Annotated in this window: 22 protein-coding genes; 11 read left to right on the top strand and 11 right to left on the bottom strand. The window is 70.6% G+C overall.

Features of this window, described 5'->3' with window-relative positions:
* Nucleotides 1-51 precede the first annotated feature (51 nt).
* Complete coding sequence (locus ACX80U_RS01855) at nucleotides 52-681, bottom strand: class I SAM-dependent methyltransferase (protein ID WP_459267203.1); 630 nt, start codon at nucleotides 679-681, stop codon at nucleotides 52-54.
* Entirely contained in the window at nucleotides 671-1,780 is a 1,110-nt protein-coding gene (locus ACX80U_RS01850; RefSeq protein ID WP_459267202.1) for an NAD(P)/FAD-dependent oxidoreductase, read from the bottom strand. The genes ACX80U_RS01855 and ACX80U_RS01850 overlap by 11 nt, the downstream gene beginning before the upstream one ends.
* 92 nt (nucleotides 1,781-1,872) lie before the next feature.
* Between ACX80U_RS01850 and ACX80U_RS01845 the strand changes: the two genes are divergently transcribed.
* The 8 genes from ACX80U_RS01845 (at nucleotide 1,873) to ACX80U_RS01810 (ending at nucleotide 7,580) form a co-directional block, all read left to right on the top strand.
* Nucleotides 1,873-2,457 (top strand): helix-turn-helix domain-containing protein, encoded by a 585-nt coding sequence (locus ACX80U_RS01845; RefSeq protein WP_208739053.1) that lies wholly within the window; start codon nucleotides 1,873-1,875, stop codon nucleotides 2,455-2,457.
* 98 nt (nucleotides 2,458-2,555) lie between these two features.
* Entirely contained in the window at nucleotides 2,556-3,122 is a 567-nt protein-coding gene (locus ACX80U_RS01840) for a type 1 glutamine amidotransferase domain-containing protein (RefSeq protein WP_459267201.1), read from the top strand.
* 73 nt (nucleotides 3,123-3,195) lie between these two features.
* The gene (locus ACX80U_RS01835; RefSeq protein ID WP_459267200.1) at nucleotides 3,196-4,245 is read left to right on the top strand and encodes an ATP-dependent DNA ligase; all 1,050 of its coding nucleotides are present in this window, start codon (nucleotides 3,196-3,198) and stop codon (nucleotides 4,243-4,245) included.
* Nucleotides 4,246-4,288: 43 nt separating this feature from the next.
* Nucleotides 4,289-5,263: a DUF2797 domain-containing protein gene (locus ACX80U_RS01830; RefSeq protein WP_459267199.1), complete on the top strand. Its 975-nt coding sequence runs from the start codon at nucleotides 4,289-4,291 to the stop codon at nucleotides 5,261-5,263.
* 35 nt (nucleotides 5,264-5,298) lie between these two features.
* Nucleotides 5,299-5,529 (top strand): hypothetical protein, encoded by a 231-nt coding sequence (locus ACX80U_RS01825; protein ID WP_459267198.1) that lies wholly within the window; start codon nucleotides 5,299-5,301, stop codon nucleotides 5,527-5,529.
* Nucleotides 5,530-5,599: 70 nt separating this feature from the next.
* A complete protein-coding gene (locus tag ACX80U_RS01820) occupies nucleotides 5,600-6,049 on the top strand; it encodes an FAS1-like dehydratase domain-containing protein (protein ID WP_133082370.1) in 450 nt (149 codons plus the stop codon).
* Nucleotides 6,050-6,051: 2 nt separating this feature from the next.
* Entirely contained in the window at nucleotides 6,052-6,492 is a 441-nt protein-coding gene (locus ACX80U_RS01815) for a MaoC family dehydratase (RefSeq protein ID WP_459267197.1), read from the top strand.
* Nucleotides 6,493-6,500: 8 nt separating this feature from the next.
* Nucleotides 6,501-7,580 carry a UDP-N-acetylmuramate dehydrogenase gene (locus tag ACX80U_RS01810; RefSeq protein WP_459267343.1) on the top strand — a complete coding sequence of 360 codons (1,080 nt, stop codon included), beginning with the start codon at nucleotides 6,501-6,503 and terminating at the stop codon, nucleotides 7,578-7,580.
* A gap of 37 nt (nucleotides 7,581-7,617) precedes the next feature.
* Here ACX80U_RS01810 and ACX80U_RS01805 read toward each other — a convergent pair whose 3' ends face one another.
* Nucleotides 7,618-8,046: a hypothetical protein gene (locus ACX80U_RS01805; RefSeq protein ID WP_133082372.1), complete on the bottom strand. Its 429-nt coding sequence runs from the start codon at nucleotides 8,044-8,046 to the stop codon at nucleotides 7,618-7,620.
* Between the two features lie 167 nt (nucleotides 8,047-8,213).
* Here ACX80U_RS01805 and ACX80U_RS01800 point away from each other — a divergent pair, with 167 nt between their 5' ends.
* Nucleotides 8,214-9,011, top strand: a complete 798-nt coding sequence (locus ACX80U_RS01800) for an ANTAR domain-containing protein (protein ID WP_459267196.1) — start codon at nucleotides 8,214-8,216, stop codon at nucleotides 9,009-9,011.
* On the opposite strand, the gene asd is transcribed toward ACX80U_RS01800, so the two are convergent.
* From asd to ACX80U_RS01785, 3 genes are all read right to left on the bottom strand, one after another.
* Entirely contained in the window at nucleotides 9,008-10,147 is a 1,140-nt protein-coding gene (asd, locus tag ACX80U_RS01795; RefSeq protein WP_459267195.1) for an aspartate-semialdehyde dehydrogenase, read from the bottom strand. The genes ACX80U_RS01800 and asd overlap by 4 nt on opposite strands.
* A 79-nt stretch (nucleotides 10,148-10,226) precedes the next feature.
* Entirely contained in the window at nucleotides 10,227-10,790 is a 564-nt protein-coding gene (locus ACX80U_RS01790) for a dihydrofolate reductase (RefSeq protein ID WP_459267194.1), read from the bottom strand.
* A complete protein-coding gene (locus ACX80U_RS01785; protein ID WP_459267342.1) occupies nucleotides 10,787-11,566 on the bottom strand; it encodes a thymidylate synthase in 780 nt (259 codons plus the stop codon). Before ACX80U_RS01785 ends, ACX80U_RS01790 begins: the two co-directional genes overlap by 4 nt.
* A gap of 86 nt (nucleotides 11,567-11,652) precedes the next feature.
* On the opposite strand from ACX80U_RS01785, the gene ACX80U_RS01780 reads away from it, so the two are divergent.
* Nucleotides 11,653-15,642 (top strand): Pls/PosA family non-ribosomal peptide synthetase, encoded by a 3,990-nt coding sequence (locus ACX80U_RS01780; RefSeq protein WP_459267193.1) that lies wholly within the window; start codon nucleotides 11,653-11,655, stop codon nucleotides 15,640-15,642.
* A complete protein-coding gene (locus tag ACX80U_RS01775; protein ID WP_459267192.1) occupies nucleotides 15,639-17,006 on the top strand; it encodes a M1 family metallopeptidase in 1,368 nt (455 codons plus the stop codon). The genes ACX80U_RS01780 and ACX80U_RS01775 overlap by 4 nt, the downstream gene beginning before the upstream one ends.
* A 61-nt stretch (nucleotides 17,007-17,067) precedes the next feature.
* Here ACX80U_RS01775 and ACX80U_RS01770 read toward each other — a convergent pair whose 3' ends face one another.
* The 5 genes from ACX80U_RS01770 to mshD form a co-directional block, all read right to left on the bottom strand.
* Nucleotides 17,068-17,841, bottom strand: coding sequence for a 4'-phosphopantetheinyl transferase family protein (locus ACX80U_RS01770; RefSeq protein WP_459267191.1), 774 nt, complete (start codon nucleotides 17,839-17,841; stop codon nucleotides 17,068-17,070).
* A 69-nt stretch (nucleotides 17,842-17,910) separates the two neighbouring features.
* Nucleotides 17,911-18,150 (bottom strand): hypothetical protein, encoded by a 240-nt coding sequence (locus ACX80U_RS01765; protein WP_133082380.1) that lies wholly within the window; start codon nucleotides 18,148-18,150, stop codon nucleotides 17,911-17,913.
* Nucleotides 18,151-18,342: 192 nt separating this feature from the next.
* Complete coding sequence (locus tag ACX80U_RS01760) at nucleotides 18,343-19,311, bottom strand: NUDIX hydrolase (protein ID WP_459267190.1); 969 nt, start codon at nucleotides 19,309-19,311, stop codon at nucleotides 18,343-18,345.
* Nucleotides 19,311-21,533: an RNA degradosome polyphosphate kinase gene (locus tag ACX80U_RS01755; protein WP_208739754.1), complete on the bottom strand. Its 2,223-nt coding sequence runs from the start codon at nucleotides 21,531-21,533 to the stop codon at nucleotides 19,311-19,313. Before ACX80U_RS01755 ends, ACX80U_RS01760 begins: the two co-directional genes overlap by 1 nt.
* Nucleotides 21,534-21,612: 79 nt before the next feature.
* A complete protein-coding gene (mshD, locus tag ACX80U_RS01750; RefSeq protein WP_133082383.1) occupies nucleotides 21,613-22,584 on the bottom strand; it encodes a mycothiol synthase in 972 nt (323 codons plus the stop codon).
* Between the last annotated feature and the right edge of the window lie 148 nt (nucleotides 22,585-22,732).

The following is a 22,732-nucleotide window of genomic DNA, read 5'->3' as shown; positions in this document are numbered from 1 at the left end:
GCCCGGCGGGAAGCACGCGACGGAGAACGCCGCCGGGCCCTTGCGGACGGGTCAGCCGGTCCGTACCGCCTGCAGCACCGCGTCGCTGATGCTCACGTCCCGGCCGTCGGCGGTGCGCTCGACGCGTGGACGCGACTCGCACACCCGGATGTCCCAGCCGTCGTCGAGCAGCCCTGCCATCTCCTCCGGCGTGTAGAAGAGATCGGGTTGGGCAGGCCGTCCGACGCCGGAATGGAGGTCCGAGGGATCGTGGGCGACGATCAGGAGCGTCCCTCCGACGCCGACCAGGGTCGCCAAGGAGCCGAAGATGCGCGAACGCTCCGGTTCCGGCAGATGCAGAAACTGGACGGAGACGAGGTCCAGGCCCGCGGGCAGCTCCGGTGATGCCAGCAGGTCCACCCGGCGCCACTCGAGGCGTTCGGCGACGGACGGTTCGAGACCCTCCGCGTGGGCCCGGGCACGGGAGAGCGCCACCTCGGAGACATCGATGCCGAGGACGGACCAGCCGCGGGAGGCGAGCCAGGCGGCGTCCGCTCCCTCTCCGCAGCCGACGTCGAGTGCCCTTCCCGCAGGGAGGTCCTCCACCACGGCCACGAGCTGGCGGTTCGGCCTGCCGCTCCAGATCCTCGGACGCTGCCGGTAGCGGTCGTCCCAGAACTCCTGCGTGTACTCAACCTGCATGGCGCACCCCTTCCCCGGCCCTGTCGCGGACCATCGACCCGACGGGTGCGGGAGCACCCGGGACCCCATCATCGAGCCCGTGCCGGCGCGTGCCGAGGACGCGCGCCGAGACCTCGCTCTCCGACGACGCGGAGAAGGGCCCGCGGTAGCCCTCCACGGCCCAGGCCGTCTCCTCCTCGACGAGGCTCGCGTTGATCGCAGCACCTGCCATGGTGCCTTCTGCCGCAGCCACGACGACCTGCGCGGCGAGATTGGAGACGTTCCCGGCGACATAGACGCCGGGCACCGCCGTCGTGCCCATAGGTCCGGGTTCGACGAACCGGCCCATCCCCGACGGATGCTGCTGCTCCGGCAGTCCGAGCGGCGCGAGCAGGCCGCCGTTGGCCTCCATCCGGGTGCCGACGGCGAGGGCGTCCAGCGCGAAAGCCGTGCCGCTGCGCGTCGTCACCCCTGACAGCACGCCGTCGATGGCGTCGACCGATGCGACGGCGCCGTCGACCACGCGGATGGAGCGCGCTGCCAGGCGGTCCCATTCCTCGTCCGTCGGCCTCACCGCGTCGTTGAGGAAGAGCGTGATGTCGTCCGACCACTGCCGGAAGAGAAGGGTCTGGTGGACGGACAGGGGCCCGGTGCCCAGGATGCCGATGCGCCGCCCGCGGATCTCGTAGCCGTGGCAGTACGGGCAGTGGACCACGCCCGCACCCCACTGGTCGAGGAGCCCGGGGATGTCGGGCAGGCCGTCGGTGAGCCCGGTGGCGAGGAGCAGGCGGCGGCCCCGGACCACGCGGCCGTCGGACAGCTCCACGACCAATCCTCGGGTCTCGCGCCGCACCTGCACGGCCTCGGCCGCCAGGACCGTGGACCCGTAGGACTCCGCCTCGCCGCGGCCGGCGTCGAGCAGCGCGAGCGGATGCATGCCCTCACGTGTCAGGAATCCGTGGACGCCCTGCGCGGGTGCGTTGCGGGGACGGCCGGCGTCGAGCACGAGGACGGAGCGGAGTGCGCGGCCCAGGGTCACGGCGGCGCTGAGTCCCGCGGCTCCGCCTCCGACGACGACGACGTCGTACCTGTCCTGCAGTGGCCTGATAGTGGCTGGCATGGTGGTTCTCCTTCTAGTGCGCTGATGAATCCAGCATCGGCGCGATGAGGCAAGATGAGCAAACTTCTTTGCCGGTATGGCAAGATGGACCCATGGCAGCAGACCTCACATCAGTGCTCGACGCCGTCGGACCCCGGCTCCGGGCCCTGCGTACCGAACGCAGCCTGACCCTCGGCGAGGTGTCCGAGGCGTCCGGCGTGTCCGTCAGTACCCTGTCCCGGCTCGAATCCGGCCAGCGGCGCCCCAACCTGGAACTCCTGCTGCCCATCGCGCAGCTCTACGGCGTCCCGCTCGACGACCTGGTCGGAGCGCCTCCCACCGGTGATCCCCGGATCCACCTGCGCCCGATCGAGCACCACGGCATCACGGCCATCCCCCTGACGAAGCGACCGGGTGGCGTACAGGCGTACAAGATGGTGCTGGCGGGGAACGCACGCGGCACGGAGCCCGATCTGCAGGTGCACGAGGGCTATGAGTGGCTGTACATCCTCAACGGCTCGCTGCGGCTCGTGCTCGGGAGCAACGACTTCGTGCTCGGACCGGGCGAGGCTGCCGAGTTCGACACCCACACGCCGCACTGGTTCGCCAGCGCCGACGGGGAATCGGTCGAATTCATCAGCCTCTTCGGGCAGCAGGGCGAGCGCATGCACGTGCGTGCCCGCCCCAAGCGGTCCTAGCGAGGCCGATGGGGAAAATTGCTCAGCTTGCTTATCACTAGGGCGCTTCCTAGGCTGGACACCGTACGACAGCCACGCTCTACGCAAGGGAGAACAGCATGTCCGAACACGACATCTCAGGCAAGAAGGTCGCATTCCTGCTGACCGACGGGGTGGAGCAGATCGAGCTCACGAGCCCGTGGAACGCGGTCAAGGAAGCGGGCGGCGTCCCCACGCTGGTCTCGCCCAAGACCGGGTCGCTGCAGGGCTTCGACGGCATGGACAAGGGTGAAACGTTCGAGGTGGACCTCGCCGTGTCCGATGCGACGGCGGACGACTACGACGCACTGGTGCTGCCGGGCGGTGTGGTCAATGCCGACTTCCTGCGGGTCGACAAGGACGCCCAGGCCTTCACCCGGGCGTTCTTCGAACAGCACAAGCCCGTCGCATCCATCTGCCACGGCCCATGGCTGCTGATCGAGGCCGGAGTGGTCAGCGGTCGCGACCTGACGTCCTACCACACGCTCGCCACCGACCTGAAGAACGCCGGCGCCAACTGGAGCGACGAGGAAGTGGTGGTGGACCAGGGGCTGGTCACGAGCCGGAACCCCGGAGACCTCGACGCCTTCAACGACAAGCTCCTCGAGGAGATCGCCGAAGGCCCGCACGAGGGCCAGACCGCCTGACCGCGGGCGTCCCCGGAAGGACCCGCGCCTGCGCCCATAGCCAAGCGCGGGTCCTCTGCGACAGGATCAGGGTATGACCGACCTGCCGTTCCCCGTCCAGCCGATGCTCGCGAAAGCGGTGAACGCCGTGCCCGACCCGGACAGCGTGCCGGGCGGGCTCCTGTACGAGCCGAAGTGGGACGGCTTCCGTGCCGTCGTCAGGATCGAGGACGGCACCTGCGAGATCGGGAGCAGGGGCTCGAAGATGCTCACCCGGTACTTCCCGGAGCTCGTCGAAGCCCTGCTCGAGAACCTGCCCGATCGCTGCGTCGTCGACGGCGAGATCGTGGTGCGGCAGGGTGAACCGGGCGCGGAACGGCTCGACTGGGAGGCACTGTCCCAGCGCATCCATCCCGCGGAGAGCAGGGTGCGGCTCCTGGCGCACGAGACGCCGTCGTCCTTCGTGGCGTTCGACCTCCTCGCGATCGACGACCAGGACCTGACGGCTGTCCCCTTCGGTGAGCGGCGGAAGGCGCTGGAGGGTGTGGGCGAGTCCTTCTCCGCACCGGTCCACCTGTCGCAGGTCACGCGCGACGTCGACCTGGCACGGCGCTGGCTCGTCGAGTTCGAGGGCGCGGGCCTCGACGGCGTCGTGGCCAAACCCCTCACGGCCGCGTACGGACCGAACAAGCGGCTGATGCTCAAGGTGAAGCACCACCGCAGCGCTGACGTGGTGGTACTCGGATACCGGGTGCACAAGTCCGGCTCGGGCGTCGGCTCCCTGCTGCTCGGCCTGTACGACGACGGCGGCGGACTCCGCAACGTCGGCGGCATCTCGGCGTTCTCGGACAGGCGGCGGCTCGAACTCGTCGAGGAGCTCGAACCCGAGGTGATGCGCGACGCGGCCGGAGAGATCGAACGGGGCGAGACCGAGCGCAGCCGCTTCGCCTCGGCCAGGGACGTCTCCTACATCCGGTTGCACCCCCGGCGCGTGGTCGAGGTGCGGTACGACCAGATGGAGGGCGACCGCTTCCGGCACACCGTACAGTTCGAGCGGTGGCGGCCGGACCGCGAAGCACGCTCCTGCACCTTCGGGCAGCTCGACATCCCCGCCGCCTACGACCTCAGTGCAGTGCTCGCCTGACGCTCCCGGACGACGGGGGAGCGGCCGCGTCTAGGCTGGAGGTATGGATCCCTTCTCCCTCTGCAGCGGCGTGGACTGGCGTTCCTCGGGGCCGGTCCTGTCACTCCGGACGGTGCCGGCGGTGGCGACGGTGGTGTCCGGCGAGGTGCCGGGAGCCGTGGCTGATGGCGGATCCGGCGACGACAGCGCCCAGGACATCCGCCTCACGCCCGGCACGAGGCTGGCCTACGAGGTCGCCGCGGAGGGGCGGTACTGCCTGGGGTTCCACCGGGTCCACGGCCGGGAGGACCGGACCTGGGTGCGGTGCGCGGACCAGGCGCCCGCCGAACGGGGCTACCAGTGCGCGCGGTGCTTCGCGCAGGACGACGTCCGGTTCATGCACGACATCCACCGCTCCGGTATCGCTCCGGCGGGGCTCAAGCGCTACCTCGACCAGCCCCACTGGCTGTACGTCGCGACCTTCGCGGACGGCTCGAGCAAGGTCGGCACGGCATCCCACCCGAGGAAGCGGGCCCGACTCGTGGAGCAGGGCGCGGTGGTCGCACAGTTCGTGGCCCACGCCGTCGACGGTCGGATCGTCCGGATCCTCGAGGACGAGGTGACCCGTAGCACCGGGCTCCAGCAGGCGGTCCGCTCCGGGACGAAGGCCGCGTCGCTGTGCGCACCCCTGCCTCCTGTGCAGCTCCAGCACGTGAACGACGGTCTCGCCCTGGCGGCCCGGGGACTGCTCGAGAGCGGCCTGGGACTGGACGGCTTCGAGGTGGTGCACGAGGAGTTCGAACCGCCGGCGGCGTGGTCCGCCGTCCTCGGACGGAGCGGGCTGCAGCCGTACCCGGCGTTCCTGGGCAGCGGCCGGCACGGCTTCACCGTCGGAGAGGTGCTCGGCCCGTCGGCGCTGGTCTCGATCGACGGGACCGACCTCCTGTTCGTCGCGGACCTCTCGCAGCTCAAGGGCCGGCGCATCAGGCCCGGGGCCTTCAGCACGCCGGTGCCCGCTGTCCAGGAAGCACTGTTCTGAGCAGCGGCCGGTGGAGTCGGCAGTAGAATCGGATCATGCTGAATACGCCCTGGGAGACCGGCTCGGACCTGTACCGCAAGCTGGTGGTCTCCGCGCTGGTGACCACGGCGATCGGCATCCTCGTCGCGGTCGTCGGAGCCGCGACGGACCAGCGCGCCCTCGTCCTCACCGGCATCCCGGTCATCGTGGTCGGCATGGTGTGCCACCTCGCCGGCATGGTGGTCCGGTCCCGCGACGTCCGACGCCGCATAAAGGACCTGCGCTGACCGTTCCACTCCCGCGCGGTGCGACGCCGCTCGTTTCGCCACTGCCCACGCCGCTTCCACCGGAGGACCCATGACCATCGACCCGAACCTGCAGGGGCGCAGCTACCCCGCGGGAGAGACCTACTCCGTGGGACGTGAGGCGATCCGCGACTTCGCGCGGGCCGTCAAGGCCACGCACCCGGCACACTACGACGTCGACGCCGCGGCGGCGCTCGGGCACGCGGACCTCGTGGCTCCGCCGACGTTCGCCATCATCGTGGCGCAGCGCGCCGATGCGCAGCTCATCGGCGATCCGTCCGCGGGTATCGACTTCACGCGCGTCGTGCACGCCGACCAGCGCTTCGTCCACCATCGCCCCATCCTCGCCGGGGACCAGCTCGTCGCCGCACTGCACGTGGACTCCGTGCGGGCCATGGGCGGGGGAGCGATGATCACGACCCGCGCCGAGATCTCGACCGTCGACGGAGAGCCGACGGCCACGACGACGTCCTCCATCCTCGTGCGCGGAGAGGACCAGTAGCCATGACGGTATCCATCTCCACACTCGAGGTCGGGCAGCAGATCGGCTCCGCCACCATCGCCCTCACGCGCCAGGACCTCGTGCGGTACGCCGGGGCCTCGGGCGACCTCAACCCCATCCACTGGAACCAGGCCTTCGCCGAGGGCGTCGGGCTTCCCGGCGTCATCGCCCACGGCATGTTCACGATGGGCGCCGCGGTGCAGCTCGTCACCGACTGGGTCGGGGATCCGGCCGCCGTCGTCGACTACCAGACGCGCTTCACCAAGCCGGTCGTCGTCGAGGACACGACGGCGCAGCCGGGGGAGCCGGGGGCCGTCGTCGAGGTGACCGGCGTCGTGGGCGCGATCGACACGGAGAAATCGACGGCACGGGTCGACCTCACGGTGATGTCCGCCGGGCAGAAGGTCCTCGTGAAGGCACAGGCCGTGGTGAGGCTGCCGTGACGGCGCCACTGACGGGCACGCGTCTCGCCGACCTCACCACCGCCCGCGTCGGAGGCCCGGCCCGCACACTCGTGGAGGCCTCGACCGAGCAGGAGATCGTCGAGGCCGTCCGCGCCGCCGATGCCGCGGGTGACCCGCTGCTCATTCTCAGCGGCGGGTCCAACCTGCTCATCGGTGATGACGGCTTCGACGGTACGGTCGTCCACATCACGTCCACGGGCTTCACGGTGAACGACGACGATGCCACGTGCGGCGGCGTCATGGTGCGCGTCCAGGCCGGCCAGGACTGGGACGAACTGGTCCGGTACACCGTGATGCACGCCTTCTCCGGGCTCGAGGCGCTCTCCGGCATCCCCGGCTCGACCGGAGCCACGCCCGTCCAGAACGTCGGGGCCTACGGCTCGGACGTGTCGCAGACCATCGCCATGGTCCGGACCTATGACCGCGGGACGGACAGTATCAAGAGTTTCACCAACTTCGAGCTGACGTTCGGCTATCGGGACTCCCTGCTCAAACGCAGCACCGTCAACGGTTCACCCCGCTACGTGGTGCTGGCTGTCGAGTTCCAGCTGGGGCTCGGGCGCATGAGCAAGCCGGTCCGCTATGCGGAGCTCGCCCGGGCGCTGGGCGTCGAAGTAGGGGCCCGCGCCTATGCCAACGACGTCCGCCGGGAGGTGCTCAGGCTCCGCGCCGGCAAGGGCATGGTGCTCGACGCCCCCGACCCGGACACGTGGAGTACCGGATCGTTCTTCACCAACCCGATCGTCCCCTCCGCCGTCGCGGACCGACTCCCGCAGGACGCTCCCCGGTATCCGTCCGGCGAGGAGGGCCGGGTCAAGCTCAGCGCGGCCTGGCTGATCGAGCACGCAGGCTTCGCCAAGGGCTTCGGCCTCGCCGACGACGACGGCCGCGCCGCCGCGGGTGGACGCGCATCCCTGTCGACCAAGCACACCCTTGCCCTCACCAACCGGGGCGGCGCCGCGGCGTCGGACCTCCTGGCGGTCGCGCGCCTCGTGCGCGACGGCGTCGAACGGACGTTCGGCATCCGCCTGGAACCCGAGCCGCTGCTCATCAACTGCTCCCTCTAGCGGATTCCCCGCCCCAGCGGCGTGCGTTCCCGCAGTCCTACAGCGCGGGGGAGCGGCGGGCCTGCTCGGCGGCAGCGCGGGTCAGGACGAGGTCCCTCCGGCTGTCCTCGCGCGCCACGAGCCGCCGCGAGCACAGCCACTGCGCCAGGCGGGATGCGACGCTGATCTGGGCGAGGCGGTCGTGGAAATCCGGCAGGAGCTGGGGAGGCGACAGGAACTCCGGCAGTGCGTGCAGCAGTTGCTGCGCGCCCATGACCCGCACATAGGGTTCCGTGGTCCCGAACTGGCGCTCGAGGGCCAGCAACTCCTGGTCGACCCTCTCCAACCGGGTGGCCGCGACCGTCTCGAGGTAGTCCCGGAGGTGGCATTGGACCCGCTCGTACCGCAGCAGGCTCTCCGGATGGCGCGTGTGGCCGCTCGCGGCGAAGAAGCGCCGGAGGATGGTGTCTGCGTTCACGGGATCCATGCGCCCATCCTGCCGCGACCCTCCGACCTTTTCCCACCCGGGATGCAAGCACGGGATACCCGCCGGATGTGCCCGCAGGATGTCGGGGGCAGTGGATACGATTGTCCATCCGAACGATCGCAGCGTCATGGCCTGCTGCGGAACCGTTGTGAGCGACAAGGATACGAATGACGGAACAGCGACACGTCACGCGCCGAGGACCGGACGGTTCGGCGAGGTCCCTGCGGGAGAGTGCCTTCGAGGCGTCCACCTCGGGCTATTCCCTGATGGATCTCGACTTCGTCATCCTCGACGTCAACGCGGCGTTCACGGAATCGACGGGCATCAGCCGGGACCAGCTGGTCGGCCGCCAGGCCTTCGATGTCTTCCCCGAGAACCCGGGACAGACCGATGACGCCCCCGCCCGGACCATGCGCCAGTCCCTCGAGCGGGTGATCTCCACCGGGCAGCGGGACAGCCTGCACATCCACCGCTACGACATCCCCGACCCGACGCGGCCCGGCGCGTTCCTCGAACGCTACTGGAGTCCGGTCAACATCCCCGTCCTCGACGAGGACGGTGTGCTCGTCGCCGTCCTGCAACAGGTGGAGGACGTGACCGACTACCGGGACGACCTCGTCAGGATCCTCGGGTACCTGGAGCAGCCGCCGGCGGAGAGCTCTGCCGAGACCTCACGCCGGTTCGTGGAGTACGCCACCACGGCCATGGCGCATTCGAGCCTCTACCACTCGGCCCGCAGGGAGGTGGAGCAGCTCCAGGAGGCACTGACGTCCCGGGGTGTGATCGACCAGGCGAAGGGAATCCTCATGGGTCGTCACCGGTGTGGCAGCGAGGAGGCGTTCCTGCGCCTCAAACAGATGTCCAATGACAGCAACGTGCGGATCCGGGACGTGGCGAGGGCCCTGATCTACCAGGCGTCCGCGCCCGCTTCACCACCGGCAGCAGGGGCGGACGCCGAGGGCTAGAGGTTTCCGGTGGCGATCATCAGCATCCGGCGCAGCGGCTCGGCCGCACCCCACAGCAGCTGGTCGCCCACCGTGAAGGCGCTGATGTAGTCCGTGCCCATCTCGAGCTTGCGGATGCGGCCCACCGGGATGTCCAGCGACCCCGTCGCCGCGACCGGGGTCAGCCCCGCGAGGGTGTCCGTCTTCGTGTTCGGGATGACCCGCACCCACTCGTTGTCCGCAGCGATGATCGACTCGATCTCGCTCACGGGCAGGTCCTGCGTCAGCTTCAGGGTGAGGGCCTGCGAGTGCGAGCGCATGGCGCCCACGCGGACGCACAGGCCGTCGAAGGGGATGGGGGTGTCGGTGCCGAGGATCTTGTTGGTCTCCGCACCGGCCTTCCACTCCTCCTTGGACTGGCCGTTGCCGAGGTCGCTGTCGATCCAGGGGATGACCGATCCGGCCAGGGGCACGCCGAACTGCGTGGCCTCGAGGCTCGGGTGCCGCTGCTTGGCGAGGATCGCCCGGTCGATGTCGAGGATCGCCGAGGCGGGATCGTCGAGGTTCAGGGCGACGGTGCCATGGAGGGCCCCGAACTGGTTGAGGAGTTCGCGCATGTGGCGGGCGCCGCCGCCGGAGGCCGCCTGGTACGTCATCGAGGTGCCCCACTCCACGAGGCCGTTGCGGAAGAGCCCGCCCAGCCCCATGAGCATGCAGGAGACCGTGCAGTTGCCGCCGATGAAGTCGCGGACACCGTTCGCGAGTCCGGCGTCGATGGCCGACCGGTTGACGGGGTCGAGGACGATCACGCTGTCCTGCTCCATGCGCAGGGTGGACGCGGCGTCGAGCCACAGCCCGGACCACCCGGCGTCGCGCAGCTTCGGGTAGACCTCGGACGTGTAGTCGCCGCCCTGTGCCGTCACGATGATGGGCAGCTTGGCGAGCGTCCCGACGTCGTATGCGTCCTGCAGGGTGCCGGAGCCGTCGGCGAACGACGGTGCGGCTCCGCCCGCGGCCGATGTCGAGAAGAACACAGGATTGATGCGGGTGAAGTCGCCCTCGTCCTGGAGCCGCTGCATGAGGACCGAGCCCACCATGCCGCGCCAGCCCACGAATCCGACGGAGGGCAGGGCTGGGCTGTCGGGTGCTGAAGTCATGCCCTCCAGTTTAGCCGTGGAGGTCCTGCGGACCGCGCTTTGTGACCGGCACCTCCCTGAGGCGGGCCGGGCCGCGGGTTCAGCCCTGCTTCGTCCAGAGACTGATGCGGTACCGGGTCCCGCCCGAGGACTCGAACCAGCCGGACTCGGGGCTCAGCGCCGCGAGGGTCCAGTCGGCACCGAGGGCCGGAGCGACGGTGTCACCCTCCGCGGTGGACTCGACGACGGTGACGAGGGCGGCGTTCGCCCGGTCCATGGCCTCTGCGTAGACCCGCCCGCCGCCGATGATCCAGATCTCCTCGGCGCCCGGTCCGGCCTGTGCCGCTTCGAGGGCGGCGTCCAGCGAATCGACGACGACGGCGCCCGGCAGATCCGTGCCGGAGCGGGAGAGGACGATGTTCGTGCGGTCCGGCAGGGGCCGGAACTTCTCGGGGAAGGACTCCCACGTGCGGCGGCCCATGATGACCGGATGCCCCGTGGTGGTCGCCCTGAAGTGGGCCATGTCCTCCGGCACGTGCCAGGGGATGCCGCCGTCCCTGCCGATCACGCCGTTCTCGGTCTGCGCCCAGATCATGCCGATCACGGGGTGCGACCCGACGGCGTCGCGTACGCCGAGGGTGGACGGCGAGGGGGTGCCGCTCATACCGCCACCGGAGCCTTGATGGTGGGGTGGTGCTGGTAGTCGACCACGTCGAAGTCCTCCAGGGTGTAGTCGAAGATGCTGGCCGGCGTGCGTTTCAGCTCGATCCGCGGGTACGGGTACGGCTCCCGGGACAGCTGCTCGGCGACCTGCTCCACATGGTTGTCGTACACGTGCACGTCGCCACCGGTCCAGATGAACTCCCCGGGCTCGAGGCCGGTCTGCTGCGCCATCATCAGGGTGAGCAGCGCGTAGGAGGCGATGTTGAACGGCACGCCGAGGAAGGTGTCGGCGGACCGCTGGTACAGCTGGCAGGAGAGCTTCCCCGGGCCGCCGTCCGTGCCGGGGCTCACGTAGAACTGGAAGAACACGTGGCACGGCGGCAGCGCCATGTCGGCGATCTCGGAGACGTTCCACGCGGACACGAGATGGCGGCGGGAATCCGGGTTGCTCTTCAGGGCCTCGACCACCTGGGCGATCTGGTCGATGTGTCCACCGTCCGGGGTGGGCCACGAGCGCCACTGGACCCCGTAGACCGGTCCCAGCTCGCCGTCGTCGTCCGCCCACTCGTTCCAGATCGAGACGCCGCGTTCCTGGAGCCAGCGGACGTTCGAATCGCCGCGCAGGAACCAGAGCAGTTCGAGTGCCACCGACTTGAAGTGCACGCGCTTGGTGGTGATGAGCGGGAAGGACTCGCTCAGGTCGAAGCGGAGCTGCCGGCCGAAGACGCTGCGTGTCCCGGTGCCCGTCCGGTCGCTCTTCGCCGCGCCGTTGGCCATCACGTCGCGCAGCAGATCCTCATAGGGGGTGGGGATGGGGGTGCTCACCCGATCAAGTCTAGGCGCCGGTAGAGTTCGCCGGAACAATGGAGGGGCCCCATGCACGACACCTTCCGTTCACCTTCCGACGGAAGACTCCACCCGTGACCATACCCCCGCCCGGGGCCACCGCCGCGCCCTACCCCGCACAGTTCGCGGCGTCGGCGCTCGCGCCGGCACCCCGTACCCTCCTCGACATCCTGCGTTCGACGGCCGCACAGCACCCCGATGCGTCGGCGCTCGACGACGGGACCTCGGATCTCGGCTATGCGGAGCTCGTCGGTGCCGCGGAAGGATTCGCGGCGACGCTGCACGACGCCGGGGTGAAGCGGGGCGACACCGTGGGGGTGCGCATCCCGTCGGGGACCAACGAGCTCTACATCGCGATCCTCGGCATCCTCGTCGCGGGTGCGGCCTATGTGCCGGTCGACGCCGACGACCCCGACGAGCGCGCCCGCGTGGTCTTCGCGGAGTCACGTGCCGTCGTCGTCGTCGGGCAGGGGCTGTCCCTGACCGGAGGGCCGGTCGGGCGAGGAGCGGCGACCGGCGGGCGCCCGGCGGGGACGGGGGCTCCGACGCCGGACGACGACGCCTGGATCATCTTCACGTCCGGCTCCACGGGGACGCCGAAGGGCGTGGCTGTCACGCACCGCTCGGCGGCCGCCTTCGTCGACGCGGAAGCACGCCTCTTCCTGCAGCGCGAACCGATCGGTCCCGCGGACCGTGTGCTCGCGGGCCTGTCCGTGGCCTTCGATGCCTCGTGCGAGGAGATGTGGCTGGCGTGGCGGCACGGCGCCTGCCTCGTGCCCGCGCCCCGAGCGCTCGTCCGGACCGGCGTCGACCTCGGTCCCTGGCTGATAGCGCGCGGCATCACCGTCGTGTCCACGGTGCCCACGCTCGCCGCCCTGTGGCCCGCGGAATCCCTCGAGAACGTGCGGCTCCTGATCTTCGGCGGCGAGGCCTGCCCGCCGGAACTCGCGCAGCGCCTCGCCGTGCACGACCGTGAGGTGTGGAACACCTACGGACCCACCGAGGCGACCGTCGTCGCGTGTGCAGCACGCCTGGGCGGGGACGGGCCGGTGCGCATCGGCCTGCCATTGGACGGCTGGGACCTCGCCGTCGTGGACGAGTCCGGCGTGCCGGTGCGGGAGGACGGCACGGGCGAGCTCATCATCGGGGGAGTGGGCCTGGCCCGTTACCTGGACCCCGGGAAGGACGCCGAGAAGTACGCGCCGATGCCCACGCTCGGCTGGGATCGCGCCTACCGCTCCGGAGACCTCGTCCGGCTGCAGGCCGCCGGGCTCGTCTTCGTGGGGCGCGCGGACGACCAGGTCAAGCTTGGGGGCCGACGCATCGAGCTCGGGGAGGTGGACGCTGCGCTCCAGTCCCTCCCCGGGATCTCCGCGGCCGCCGCCGCGGTGCAGTCGACGCCATCGGGCAACCAGCTGCTGGTCGGCTATCTGGTGGCGGCCGGGCCCGAGCCCGATCTCCCTGAGCTGCGGGACCTCCTCGCGGAGCGCCTTCCCGCGGCGCTGGTACCGCTGCTGACCCTCGCCGGCTCGCTGCCGACCAAGACGAGCGGCAAGGTGGACCGGAACGCCCTGCCGTGGCCCCTCCCCGGTGTCGGGGAACCCGGGGATCCGCGGGGTCTCGACCCGCGCGTGCAGTGGATAGCCGACCAGTGGGCGGCAGTCCTCGGCTCGGTGCCGGCGGACGAGGACGCCGACTTCTTCCTGCACGGCGGTGGGTCCCTCGCGGCTGCGCGGCTCGTGTCGCTCGTCCGCTCGAGGTACCCGGTCGTCACTGTGGCGGACGTCTACGCCCACCCACGGCTCGGCGCGCTCGCCGCCTTCGCCGCGGGGACGGGCGACGGCGGCGAGCGGTCTCCCGCACCACCGCGGACCGTGCGGCGCACCACGACCAGGTCGCAGGTCTTCCAGACCGTCATGGGCATCCCCCTGCAATTCCTCGCCGGGATGCGCTGGCTGACCTACGCGATGATCGCGGCCAACGTGCTCGGGGGCACGGGCCTCCTGACGGCGGCTCCCACCCTGTCCTGGTGGTGGGTGGGACTGTCCTGGCTCGTCTTCGTCAGTCCCCTCGGCCGCATGGCGCTGTCCGCGGCGGCCGCCCGTATCCTCCTCGGCGGCGTTCAGCCCGGGGTGTACCCGCGCTCCGGCAAGGTCCACCTCCGGCTCTGGCTGGCCGAGCAGATCTCGGACAGCGTGGGCGCGGTCGGCCTCGCGAGCGCACCCTGGGTGCCGGTGTACGCGCGGGCCCTCGGAGCGCGGATCGGCCCGGACGTCAGCCTCCACTCCGTCCCGCCGGTCACAGGGTTCCTGACCCTCGGCGCCGGCGCATCGGTGGAACCCGAGGTCGATCTCTCGGGCTGGTGGATCGACGGCGACCGCGTCCACATCGGGGCCGTCTCCGTCGGGGCCGGGGCCGTGGTGGGTGCGCGCAGCACCCTGATGCCGGGCGCGAGGATCGGCGCCGGCGCCGAGGTGGCGCCCGGTTCCGCCGTCCAGGGCGCCGTCGGGCCCGGACAGTTCGTCTCCGGCTCGCCCGCGACGCGGGCGGGCAGGGCGAAGCACGGGTGGCCGGACGCTCCGCCGCCGCGGTCTCGGCTGCGGACAGGCCTGTCGTTCCTCGTGTTCGCCGCGGCATCCGGAGGCCTCGCCCTCATCCCGTATGTCGCCGCCGTCATCGCCGCCCTCCCGGTCGTGGCCGCCCTGCGGGGAGCGCCGTCGCTCTCGGCGGTCTGGTTGTCCCTCGTGGGGTCCGTGGTCCTCGCGGCGGTCCTCTGGCTCATCGGGAACGCCGTCCTCGTGCTCGGAACCGTCCGGTTGCTCGGAATCGGCCTGCGGGAGGGTTTCTACCCGGCGCGCAGCCGGATCGGGTGGCAGATCTGGGCCACCGAGCGCACGCTCGACCTGGCGCGGGATCTCCTCTTCCCCCTCTACGCCAGCCTCTTCACCCCGGTGTGGCTCCGGCTGCTCGGGGCACGTGTGGGTCGGAACGTCGAGGCCTCCACCGTGCTGCTGATCCCCAGGATGACCACGATCAACGAGGGTGCCTTCCTCGCGGACGACACGATGGTGGCCTCGTACGAACTCGGTGGCGGCTACCTCAGGATCGCTCCTGCGAAGATCGGGCGGCGCGCGTTCCTCGGCAACTCGGGCATGACGTCCGCGGGGCGGCGGGTGCCCAAGAACTCGCTCGTCGCCGTGCTCTCGGCCACGCCCGCAAAGGCCAAGGCCGGCAGTTCCTGGCTGGGCAGTCCGCCGTCGCGCCTGCGCCGGCTCGCCGTGACGGGCGATCAGAGCCGCACCTTCCAGCCCCCGCGGAGGCTCAGGGCTGCCCGGGCCTTCTGGGAACTGTGCCGCGTGGTGCCGGTCATCCTCACCGTGATGATCGCCGCGGGCGCGCTCGTCATCTTCGACGCACTCGCCCTCCGGGGCGGGTATCCGGTGGCGGCGTTGCTGAGCGGCGTGGTCTTCATGATGCTCGGCGCCGTCGCGGCCGGCAGCGCCGTCGCCGCGAAGTGGCTGCTGGTCGGGCGGATCCAGGCGGCCGAGCATCCCCTGTGGAGTTCCTTCATCTGGCGCAACGAGGTCGTGGACACCTTCGTCGAGAGCGTGAGCGCGCCATGGTTCGCCCGTGCCGCCAGCGGTACCCCGGCGCTGGTCTGGTGGTTGCGGGCGCTCGGCGCGCGGATCGGACGCGGTGTCTGGTGCGAGAGCTACTGGCTGCCGGAGGCGGACCTCGTGACGCTCGGCGACGGTTCGACGGTCAACCGTGGCTGCGTCGTGCAGACGCATCTCTTCCATGACAGGATCATGAGCATGGACACCGTCGAGCTCGCCGCAGGCGCGACCCTCGGCCCGCACAGTGTGATCCTTCCCGCTGCGGACATCGCCGCGGGCGGCACGGTCGGCCCCGCGTCGCTCGTGATGCGCGGCGAGACCGTCCCCGCGGGGAGCTACTGGATGGGTAATCCCGTCAGCTCGTGGTCGGGTCCGGGGGACGGTGCGTGAGCGGTGACGCAGAGGCCTGCTCACCGGACCCGTACACGCCGGCCAACGGCAGCACCTCCTACCGGGTGGGGCACTACGACCTGACCCTCGATTACAGGCTCGCCAGCAACCGGTTGTCCGGCCGTGCCGTCCTGACGATGACCGCCCAGCACGAGTTGCGGGAGCTCGAGCTGGACCTCAGTGGACTGCGCACCACGAAGGTCACGTCCGACACCGTGCGGGTGCGCTCCTTCAAGGATCGCGCCGGCAAGCTCGTGATCGGGTTCCGAGACCCGGTGCCCGACGACGCCGAGTTCAGGCTCGACATCCGCTACGAAGGCAACCCCGAGCCGATCTCCGGTACCTGGGGCGAGGTCGGGTGGGAGGAACTGACCGACGGCGTCCTCGTGGCCGGGCAGCCCACCGGAGCGCCGTCCTGGTTCCCGTGCAACGACCACCCGTCCCGGAAGGCCCGCTACCGGTTCACGGTGACCACCGACGCCGGCTACCGCGCCGTCTGCAACGGTGTGCTCGTCTCGCGGATCGCCAAGTCCAGTCGGACCACGTGGGTCTACGAGCAGGCGGAGCCGATGGCCACCTACCTCGCGACCGTCCAGATCGGGCGCTACGAGCTCGTGGCGCTGAACGACCCGGCACGGCCCGCCGTCGGGCTTCCCGCACACGCAGTGCCGCGCGATCCTGCACAGCCGGTGCCGCAGTACGCCGCCGTCCCGCCGTCGCTCGTGCCCGCCGCCAGGGCCTCGCTGGCCCGCCATCATGAGATGATGACGGCCTTCGAGCGGCACTTCGGGCCGTACCCCTTCTCCCAGTACCTCGTGGTCGTCGCGGACGACGAGCTGGAGATCCCCCTCGAGGCGCAGACGCTCTCCATCATCGGCCGCAACCACCTCGACCAGGACTGGGAGGCGCAGCGGCTAATGGCCCACGAACTGGCGCACCAGTGGTTCGGCAACGCCGTCACGGCCGCCCGGTGGCAGGACATCTGGCTGCACGAGGGCTTCGCCTGCTATGCCGAGTGGCTGTGGTCCGAGGCCGGCGGATCGACGACGGCGGACGCCCGCGCGCTGTCCACGCACCAGCGCCTCACCCGGGAACCGCAGGACCTCACCATCGGTGATCCGGGTGCCTCCGACATGTTCGACGACCGCGTGTACAAGCGAGGCGCGCTGGCATTGCACGCGCTGAGGAGGGCCGCCGGTGACGACGCGTTCTTCGGACTCCTGCGCGCGTGGTCGGAGGAGTACCGGTTCGGGTCCGTGACCACGCCGGACTTCCTCGCCTTCGCCACCTGCACCCTGCAGGGCATCGACGTCGGAGCGCTGCTGGCACCCTGGCTGTTCGCCGAGGACCTCCCCGCCCTGTGACGCCTGCGGGCCGGACCCGGTGCTGCCCGGCGCGTGCGGGGACCACCCGGTAGGGAGGGGATTAACCGGTAGGGAGGGGAAGAACGGCGACGGCGGCCGCGAGGCCCAGGGTTCCGAGCAGCACCCCGCCGACCTCCAGGACGTCGGTGATCCTGTCGTCCATCAGCACGTCCACCTCGTCAGGAGCCCGGTCGGCGAACCCCGTTCCCAGGGCTTTGACCAGGGCTTCCTTCCGCGACCACAGGCGAGCCCGTGCCGCAGCCCGGCGCGGCACGGACAACCCCCGGAGGGAGCACCGTTCCGCAGGCGTGAGGGCGACGTCGTCGAACCCGTCGAACCCCACATCCGCCACCCGCTCCAGGTCCACGCCGATGCCGGCACTCGGGTCGCGGACGGAGCCACGCAGGTCCAGGCCCGCGAGCAGGATCACCTGACCGGCGCGGGACAGGCTGAGCGCCACGGGCAGGCGTTCGCCGTCGAGCAGGTACCCCGGCCGGCCGTGATCGGACCCGCCCGCCGGGGTGCACCGGGGGCAGGTGAAGCTCGAGGTGAGACGGCGGGCCTCCACGCCGAGCAGCTCGGCGGCCAGAGCGCGCAGCAGGTACCGTCCGGCGACGAAGGGCCCGGAGACATCCGTGTCGACCACTCGCGCAGCGCGTGCACGTTCGGTGTCGTCGAGGAGGCCCGCCATGACGTCGACCGGAGGGAGCCCGGATCCCGGACCGTGGCGCCCCGGGCCGTGGCTCCCCGGGCCGACCTGCAGCCGGAGCAGGACGCCGGCCGTCGGTCCGCCTGGTGCGGCTCCTGTATCCAGCGGCTCGTGGGGGGACGTCATCCCGCTATCCTCTCCCGGGGGATGCACGTCCCGCAGGACCACCGGAGGGTCGTACGCCGCAGGTCGTGCCTAGTGGCGGACGCCGAACAGTTCGGCGCACACGTCCTCGCGCAGCACGAACGGTCGGGGTCGATCCGTGCCCGCGGAGCTGCCGTACACGTAGTAGCCGCGGCCCTCACCCGGACCGCCGGCGGCCCGGTCGATGGCGTGCAGGAGCTTCGGAGTCAGGCGCCCGGCAGGCCCGATCCTGTGGATCTGATCGATCTCGTGCGGTGCGAGCCCCCGTATGAGCCCCTTCACATCAGCCATGTCCGTCCCGTCCTCGGTGCTGGATCCTGCAGGAGCACCTCACGGTAGACCCGGGGGGTGAACGCGGCATGAACGGCGGCGCCGGACGTGGTGAATCGACGCCGACCGGTCGTCCTCCGGTCGTCCTCCGGTCCCGAGGACGGTGCGAGGGGCAGGGGACGTCCGTGGAGGCCCTGTCCGCTCGGGCACCGATCAGTCGTCGTAGGCGCGGAACTGCTCCACGGAGACGATGCGACCCTGGTTGAGGGTGCTGACCTGGCAGATCACCGCTTCGCCGGGTGCCAGGTACGGGTCCTCGACGGGGAGCAGTGCTCGCAGCCTGCTCGTCATGTGGTTGCCCAGGACCGAGAACACCAGAGGGAGCACGGGACGGTGCGTGCACAGGGCGACGGGGCGGCGCTTGTCGAACACGCGTTCCACGGCGTTCCGGGCGCGCCCCGGCTTCCGGGCGGCGTCGTGCTCGGTGAGGGCGTCGACGAGCTTGAGCTTCGCGCTGCGCTGGTTCACGTAGGGGGAGATGGTCTGGACGCAGCGCACCCAGGGACTGCTGACCACGCGTTCGGGGTTCCAGGCCTGCAGGAGGCGGCTGACCGCGATCGCCTGGCGCCGGCCCGTGGCGGCGAGGGGTCGCTCGCCCTCGGCCCTGCTCCACGAGGACCGAGGTTTGGCCTTGGCATGCCGCACCACGATGAGGGGCCACGTCTGCAGGTCCTTCGCCGCATGGGCGGCGATGAGGGACTCGAGGGGCTCGATGTCCGAGGCGCTGGTCAGCATGTCGCGTGCCTCCTCGGGCGATACCCACTGGACGCGGTCCACCTCCTTGCCGTCCGGCTCAGGGCTCAGCCGTTCGGTCTTCGCGGCCCAGTAGTGCACCACCTTGTCGCCGGAGGACACCGGGTAGGTGATCGTCGCCAGCGGGATGCCGAGCTTCACGCTCAGGCCCACCTCCTCGAAGGTCTCCCGCACGGCACACTCGGGCGTCGTCTCGCCCGGATCGAGCTTGCCCTTCGGCCAGGACCAGTCCTTGTACCGGGGACGGTGGATGATCAGGACCTGGAGCCGGCCTTTCTCGATGCGCCAGCAGAGCGTCCCGGCCGCGACGACCGTCGCGCTGCCGCCCTGGGTCACGACGGCGGTGGCGTTCTTCGTGGTCGCGGCCATCAGCGGCGTGACACCGCCCGCTGGCGTGCCCGCGACGCGAGCAGCCAGGACTGGATGTCCTCGAGGGGCGCGCCGTCGTCGTCCTTGTGGTGGCGCGTCCAGCAGCCGGTCTCGTCGAGGTGCCAGCTGGAGACGGCCGGGTTCATGTAGCGGTCCATGAGGTTCATCAGGTAGGAGATGTCCTCGGGCGCATTGAGCTGCACGAGGGCCTCGACGCGACGGTCCAGGTTGCGGTGCATCATGTCCGCGGATCCGATGAAGACCGCCGGTTCGCCGCCGTTCGCGAAGGCGAACACGCGCGAGTGCTCCAGGAAGCGGCCGAGCACGGAACGCACGGTCACGTTCTCGCTGAGGCCCGGGACACCGGGACGCACCGAGCAGATGCCGCGCACGATCACGTCCACCGTCACGCCTGCCTGCGACGCCCGGTACAGGGAGTCGATGATCGCCTCGTCCACCATCGAGTTGACCTTGATGACCACGCGCGCCGCGAGACCCGCCTGCTTGTTCGCGATCTCCCGCTCGATGCGGTCGATCAGCCCCGAGCGGACCGAACGCGGAGCCACCAGGAGGCGCTTGAACGTGGACTTCGGGGCGTAGCCCGAGAGCTGGTTGAACAGGCGCGACAGGTCCTGTCCCACCTGGTCGTTGGCCGTGAGGAGCCCGAGGTCCTCGTAGTAGCGCGCCGTGCGGGGATGGTAGTTTCCCGTGCCGATGTGGCAGTAGCGCCGCAGCCCGTCGATCTCCTGCCGCACCACGAGCGAGAGCTTGCAGTGCGTCTTGAGGCCCACGATCCCGTAGACCACGTGCACGCCGGCCTGCTCGAGCTTCCGCGCCCAGGAGATGTTGGCCTGCTCGTCGAAGCGGGCCTTGATCTCCACGAGCGCCAGGACCTGCTTGCCCGCCTCCGCGGCGTCGATCAGGGCGTCGACGATGGGGGAGTCGCCCGACGTGCGGTACAGGGTCTGCTTGATCGCCTGCACCTTCGGGTCGGCGGCCGCCTGCTCCAGGAAGGCCTGCACCGAGGTCGAGAACGAGTCGTACGGGTGGTGCAGCAGGATGTCCCGGCGGCGCATCGCGGCGAACACGTTCGCCGCCTTCGACGTCTCGCTCTCGTTCAGGTAGCGGCTCGTGTGCGGGACGTGCTTGGGGTAGTGGAGGTCCCCGCGGTCGATCCCGGCGATCACGCTGAGCCCGCGCAGGTCCAGGGGAGCGGGGAGGTTGTAGACCTCGTCCTCCTCCACGCCGAGCTCACGGGACAGGAGCGCCCTGATGCTCGGGTTGATGTCCGTGGTCACCTCCAGGCGCACGGGAGGCCCGAAGCGGCGGCGCAGTAGCTCCTTCTCGAGGGCCTGCAGGAGGTTCTCGGCGTCGTCCTCCTCCACCTCGAGGTCCTCGTTCCGGGTGACACGGAACAGGTGGTGCTCCAGGACCTCCATACCCGGGAAGAGCTGATCCAGGTGGACGGCGATGACTTCCTCGAGCGGGATGAAGCGCGCGATCCGGCCGGCGACATTGCCGGCGCGGGGGCCGTCGACCGACATCAGGCGCGGCAGCTGGTCGGGCACCTTCACACGCGCGAAGAGCTCCTTCTCGCTGATGGGGTTGCGTACCACCACGGCGAGGTTCAGGGAGAGGCCGGAGATGTACGGGAAGGGGTGCGCAGGGTCCACGGCGAGCGGAGTGAGGATCGGGAAGACCTTCTCGGCGAAGATCTTGTGGAGCTCGGCCCGCGCGGCGTCGTCGAGCTCGCCCCACGTGGTGAGGTGGATCTGCTCCTGGGCGAGGGCCGGCCGGATCTGCTCGGCGAAGACGGCCGCGTGGCGCTGCTGCAGCTGGTAGCCGTCCTGCATGATCTTCTCGAGCTGCTCGATCGGGCTGAGCCCGGCGGCCGACGGCACCGCGAGGCCCGTCGCGATGCGCCGTTTCAGGCCGGCGACGCGCACCATGAAGAACTCGTCCAGGTTGGACGCGAAGATGGACAGGAAGTTGACGCGCTCGAGGAGGAAGAGTTCGGGATCCTCCGCGAGTTCGAGGACACGCGCGTTGAAGTCGAGCCAGCTGATCTCGCGGTCCAGGAAGCGGTCCGGGCGGATGTCGCCCGACGGCAGGAGGCTGGGGGCGAAGTCCGGGATGTCGATCCGGTCCTGTGTTGCCCGGGCCGGAGCCGTCTCGGAAGACCCGTACAGCGACGCTCCCCGGCGTTTGATCTCTGAATCCATTGCGTCTCCTGCAGCGTGGGCGGGCGTGGTGCGGCTGGTGCCCCGTCCTGACCGGCCGGGGCACGCCTCGAAAATAACCTTACAAGGTGGGTTGCGGCGTCTTCCCCGCGTACATGACGTCCACGTCCCAGCGCGTGAAACCGAGTTTCCGGTAGAGCGCGACGGCCGCGGCATTGTCGCCGTCGACGTACAGCATGATGGCCTGCAGGCCCTTGCCGTGGAGGTGCTCGATGCCCGCGATCGTGAGCGCCTTGCCGAGGCCCATGCCCTGGGCCTCCGGCGTCACCCCCACCACGTACACCTCGCCCATGGGCGGATGCGCGCCGATGCCCGGATGCACCTTCGTCCAATGGAAGCCGAGCAGGGCGCCGTCCGCCTCGCGCACCGCGAGCAGGAAGCCCTCCGCGTCGAACCAGTCCTCGGCCATCCGCGCTTCGAGGTCGGCCCGGGTCATCGATCCCTGCTCGGGGTGATGCGCGAACGCCGCGGCGTTGGCGGCGAGCCAGGCCTCCTCGTCCTGCCCTCGGACGAAGGATCGCAGTACGACCCCCTCGGGGAGTACCAGGGTGGGGACCGATTCCTCGACCGCGGCACGCGTCAGGCGCATGCGCCACAGTTCCCGCACGGGTGCGAAGCCGAAGCGGTCCGCGAGGTCTGCTGCTGCCGAGTGGTTGCCGTGCGACCAGCCGCGGAGGTCGTCGAGTCCCTCCGCGAGGACCGCCTCGATGAGGGCGGTCCCCGCGCCCTCGCCACGGCAGTCGGGCCCGACGACGAGTTCGAGGACCGCGCCGTCCTCCGTGCTGCGGTGGACGACGGCGACACCGGCGAGCTCGCTGTCGTCCGGCCCGGGCGTCCGGGCCGTGAACACGAGCAGCCGGTCCCCGGCGTCCTGCGCGCGGAGGGTCACCAGGGTCTGCTCGGACAAGGGCGGATTGCCGTCGGCCTCGACGGCGGCGGCCGCGAGGCGGCGTATCTCCTCGAGGACCGGGGCCGCCGGGGCGCCGGCGATCCTGTCGATGGACCAGGTGGGGGCGTGCTGCGCGGCGGTCATGCGCCCAGCCTAGTCCCCGCTCCCTGCACGCGTTTTGGCCGACCGGGCGCAGGTGCGGTAGTGTCGGGAACTGCTCGAGGGGGATGCACCAGTGGGGTGCCCGCGATACGTTCGACCCGTATGTCCTCCACCACGATCCGGTCCTGTC

It is taken from the genome of Arthrobacter sp. TmT3-37 (genome assembly GCF_054510835.1).
Note: the sequence above shows the minus strand (reverse complement) of the source record. Positions and strands in the feature narration are given on the sequence as shown.

Excerpts from the sequence above, each read along its gene's own strand:
- ACX80U_RS01820 (WP_133082370.1), top strand. The coding sequence starts at position 5,600 with ATGACCATCGACCCGAACCTGCAGGGGCGCAGCTACCCCGCGGGAGAG.
- ACX80U_RS01780 (WP_459267193.1), top strand. The coding sequence starts at position 11,653 with ATGGAGGGGCCCCATGCACGACACCTTCCGTTCACCTTCCGACGGAAG.
- ACX80U_RS01845 (WP_208739053.1), top strand. The coding sequence starts at position 1,873 with ATGGCAGCAGACCTCACATCAGTGCTCGACGCCGTCGGACCCCGGCTC.
- ACX80U_RS01765 (WP_133082380.1), bottom strand. The coding sequence starts at position 18,150 with ATGGCTGATGTGAAGGGGCTCATACGGGGGCTCGCACCGCACGAGATC.
- ACX80U_RS01805 (WP_133082372.1), bottom strand. The coding sequence starts at position 8,046 with ATGGATCCCGTGAACGCAGACACCATCCTCCGGCGCTTCTTCGCCGCG.
- ACX80U_RS01785 (WP_459267342.1), bottom strand. The coding sequence starts at position 11,566 with ATGGCCAACGGCGCGGCGAAGAGCGACCGGACGGGCACCGGGACACGC.
- ACX80U_RS01800 (WP_459267196.1), top strand. The coding sequence starts at position 8,214 with ATGACGGAACAGCGACACGTCACGCGCCGAGGACCGGACGGTTCGGCG.
- ACX80U_RS01830 (WP_459267199.1), top strand. The coding sequence starts at position 4,289 with ATGGATCCCTTCTCCCTCTGCAGCGGCGTGGACTGGCGTTCCTCGGGG.
- ACX80U_RS01770 (WP_459267191.1), bottom strand. The coding sequence starts at position 17,841 with ATGACGTCCCCCCACGAGCCGCTGGATACAGGAGCCGCACCAGGCGGA.
- ACX80U_RS01840 (WP_459267201.1), top strand. The coding sequence starts at position 2,556 with ATGTCCGAACACGACATCTCAGGCAAGAAGGTCGCATTCCTGCTGACC.
- ACX80U_RS01755 (WP_208739754.1), bottom strand. The coding sequence starts at position 21,533 with ATGGATTCAGAGATCAAACGCCGGGGAGCGTCGCTGTACGGGTCTTCC.
- ACX80U_RS01790 (WP_459267194.1), bottom strand. The coding sequence starts at position 10,790 with ATGAGCGGCACCCCCTCGCCGTCCACCCTCGGCGTACGCGACGCCGTC.
- ACX80U_RS01850 (WP_459267202.1), bottom strand. The coding sequence starts at position 1,780 with ATGCCAGCCACTATCAGGCCACTGCAGGACAGGTACGACGTCGTCGTC.
- ACX80U_RS01815 (WP_459267197.1), top strand. The coding sequence starts at position 6,052 with ATGACGGTATCCATCTCCACACTCGAGGTCGGGCAGCAGATCGGCTCC.
- ACX80U_RS01835 (WP_459267200.1), top strand. The coding sequence starts at position 3,196 with ATGACCGACCTGCCGTTCCCCGTCCAGCCGATGCTCGCGAAAGCGGTG.
- ACX80U_RS01855 (WP_459267203.1), bottom strand. The coding sequence starts at position 681 with ATGCAGGTTGAGTACACGCAGGAGTTCTGGGACGACCGCTACCGGCAG.
- mshD (WP_133082383.1), bottom strand. The coding sequence starts at position 22,584 with ATGACCGCCGCGCAGCACGCCCCCACCTGGTCCATCGACAGGATCGCC.
- ACX80U_RS01760 (WP_459267190.1), bottom strand. The coding sequence starts at position 19,311 with ATGGCCGCGACCACGAAGAACGCCACCGCCGTCGTGACCCAGGGCGGC.
- ACX80U_RS01825 (WP_459267198.1), top strand. The coding sequence starts at position 5,299 with ATGCTGAATACGCCCTGGGAGACCGGCTCGGACCTGTACCGCAAGCTG.
- asd (WP_459267195.1), bottom strand. The coding sequence starts at position 10,147 with ATGACTTCAGCACCCGACAGCCCAGCCCTGCCCTCCGTCGGATTCGTG.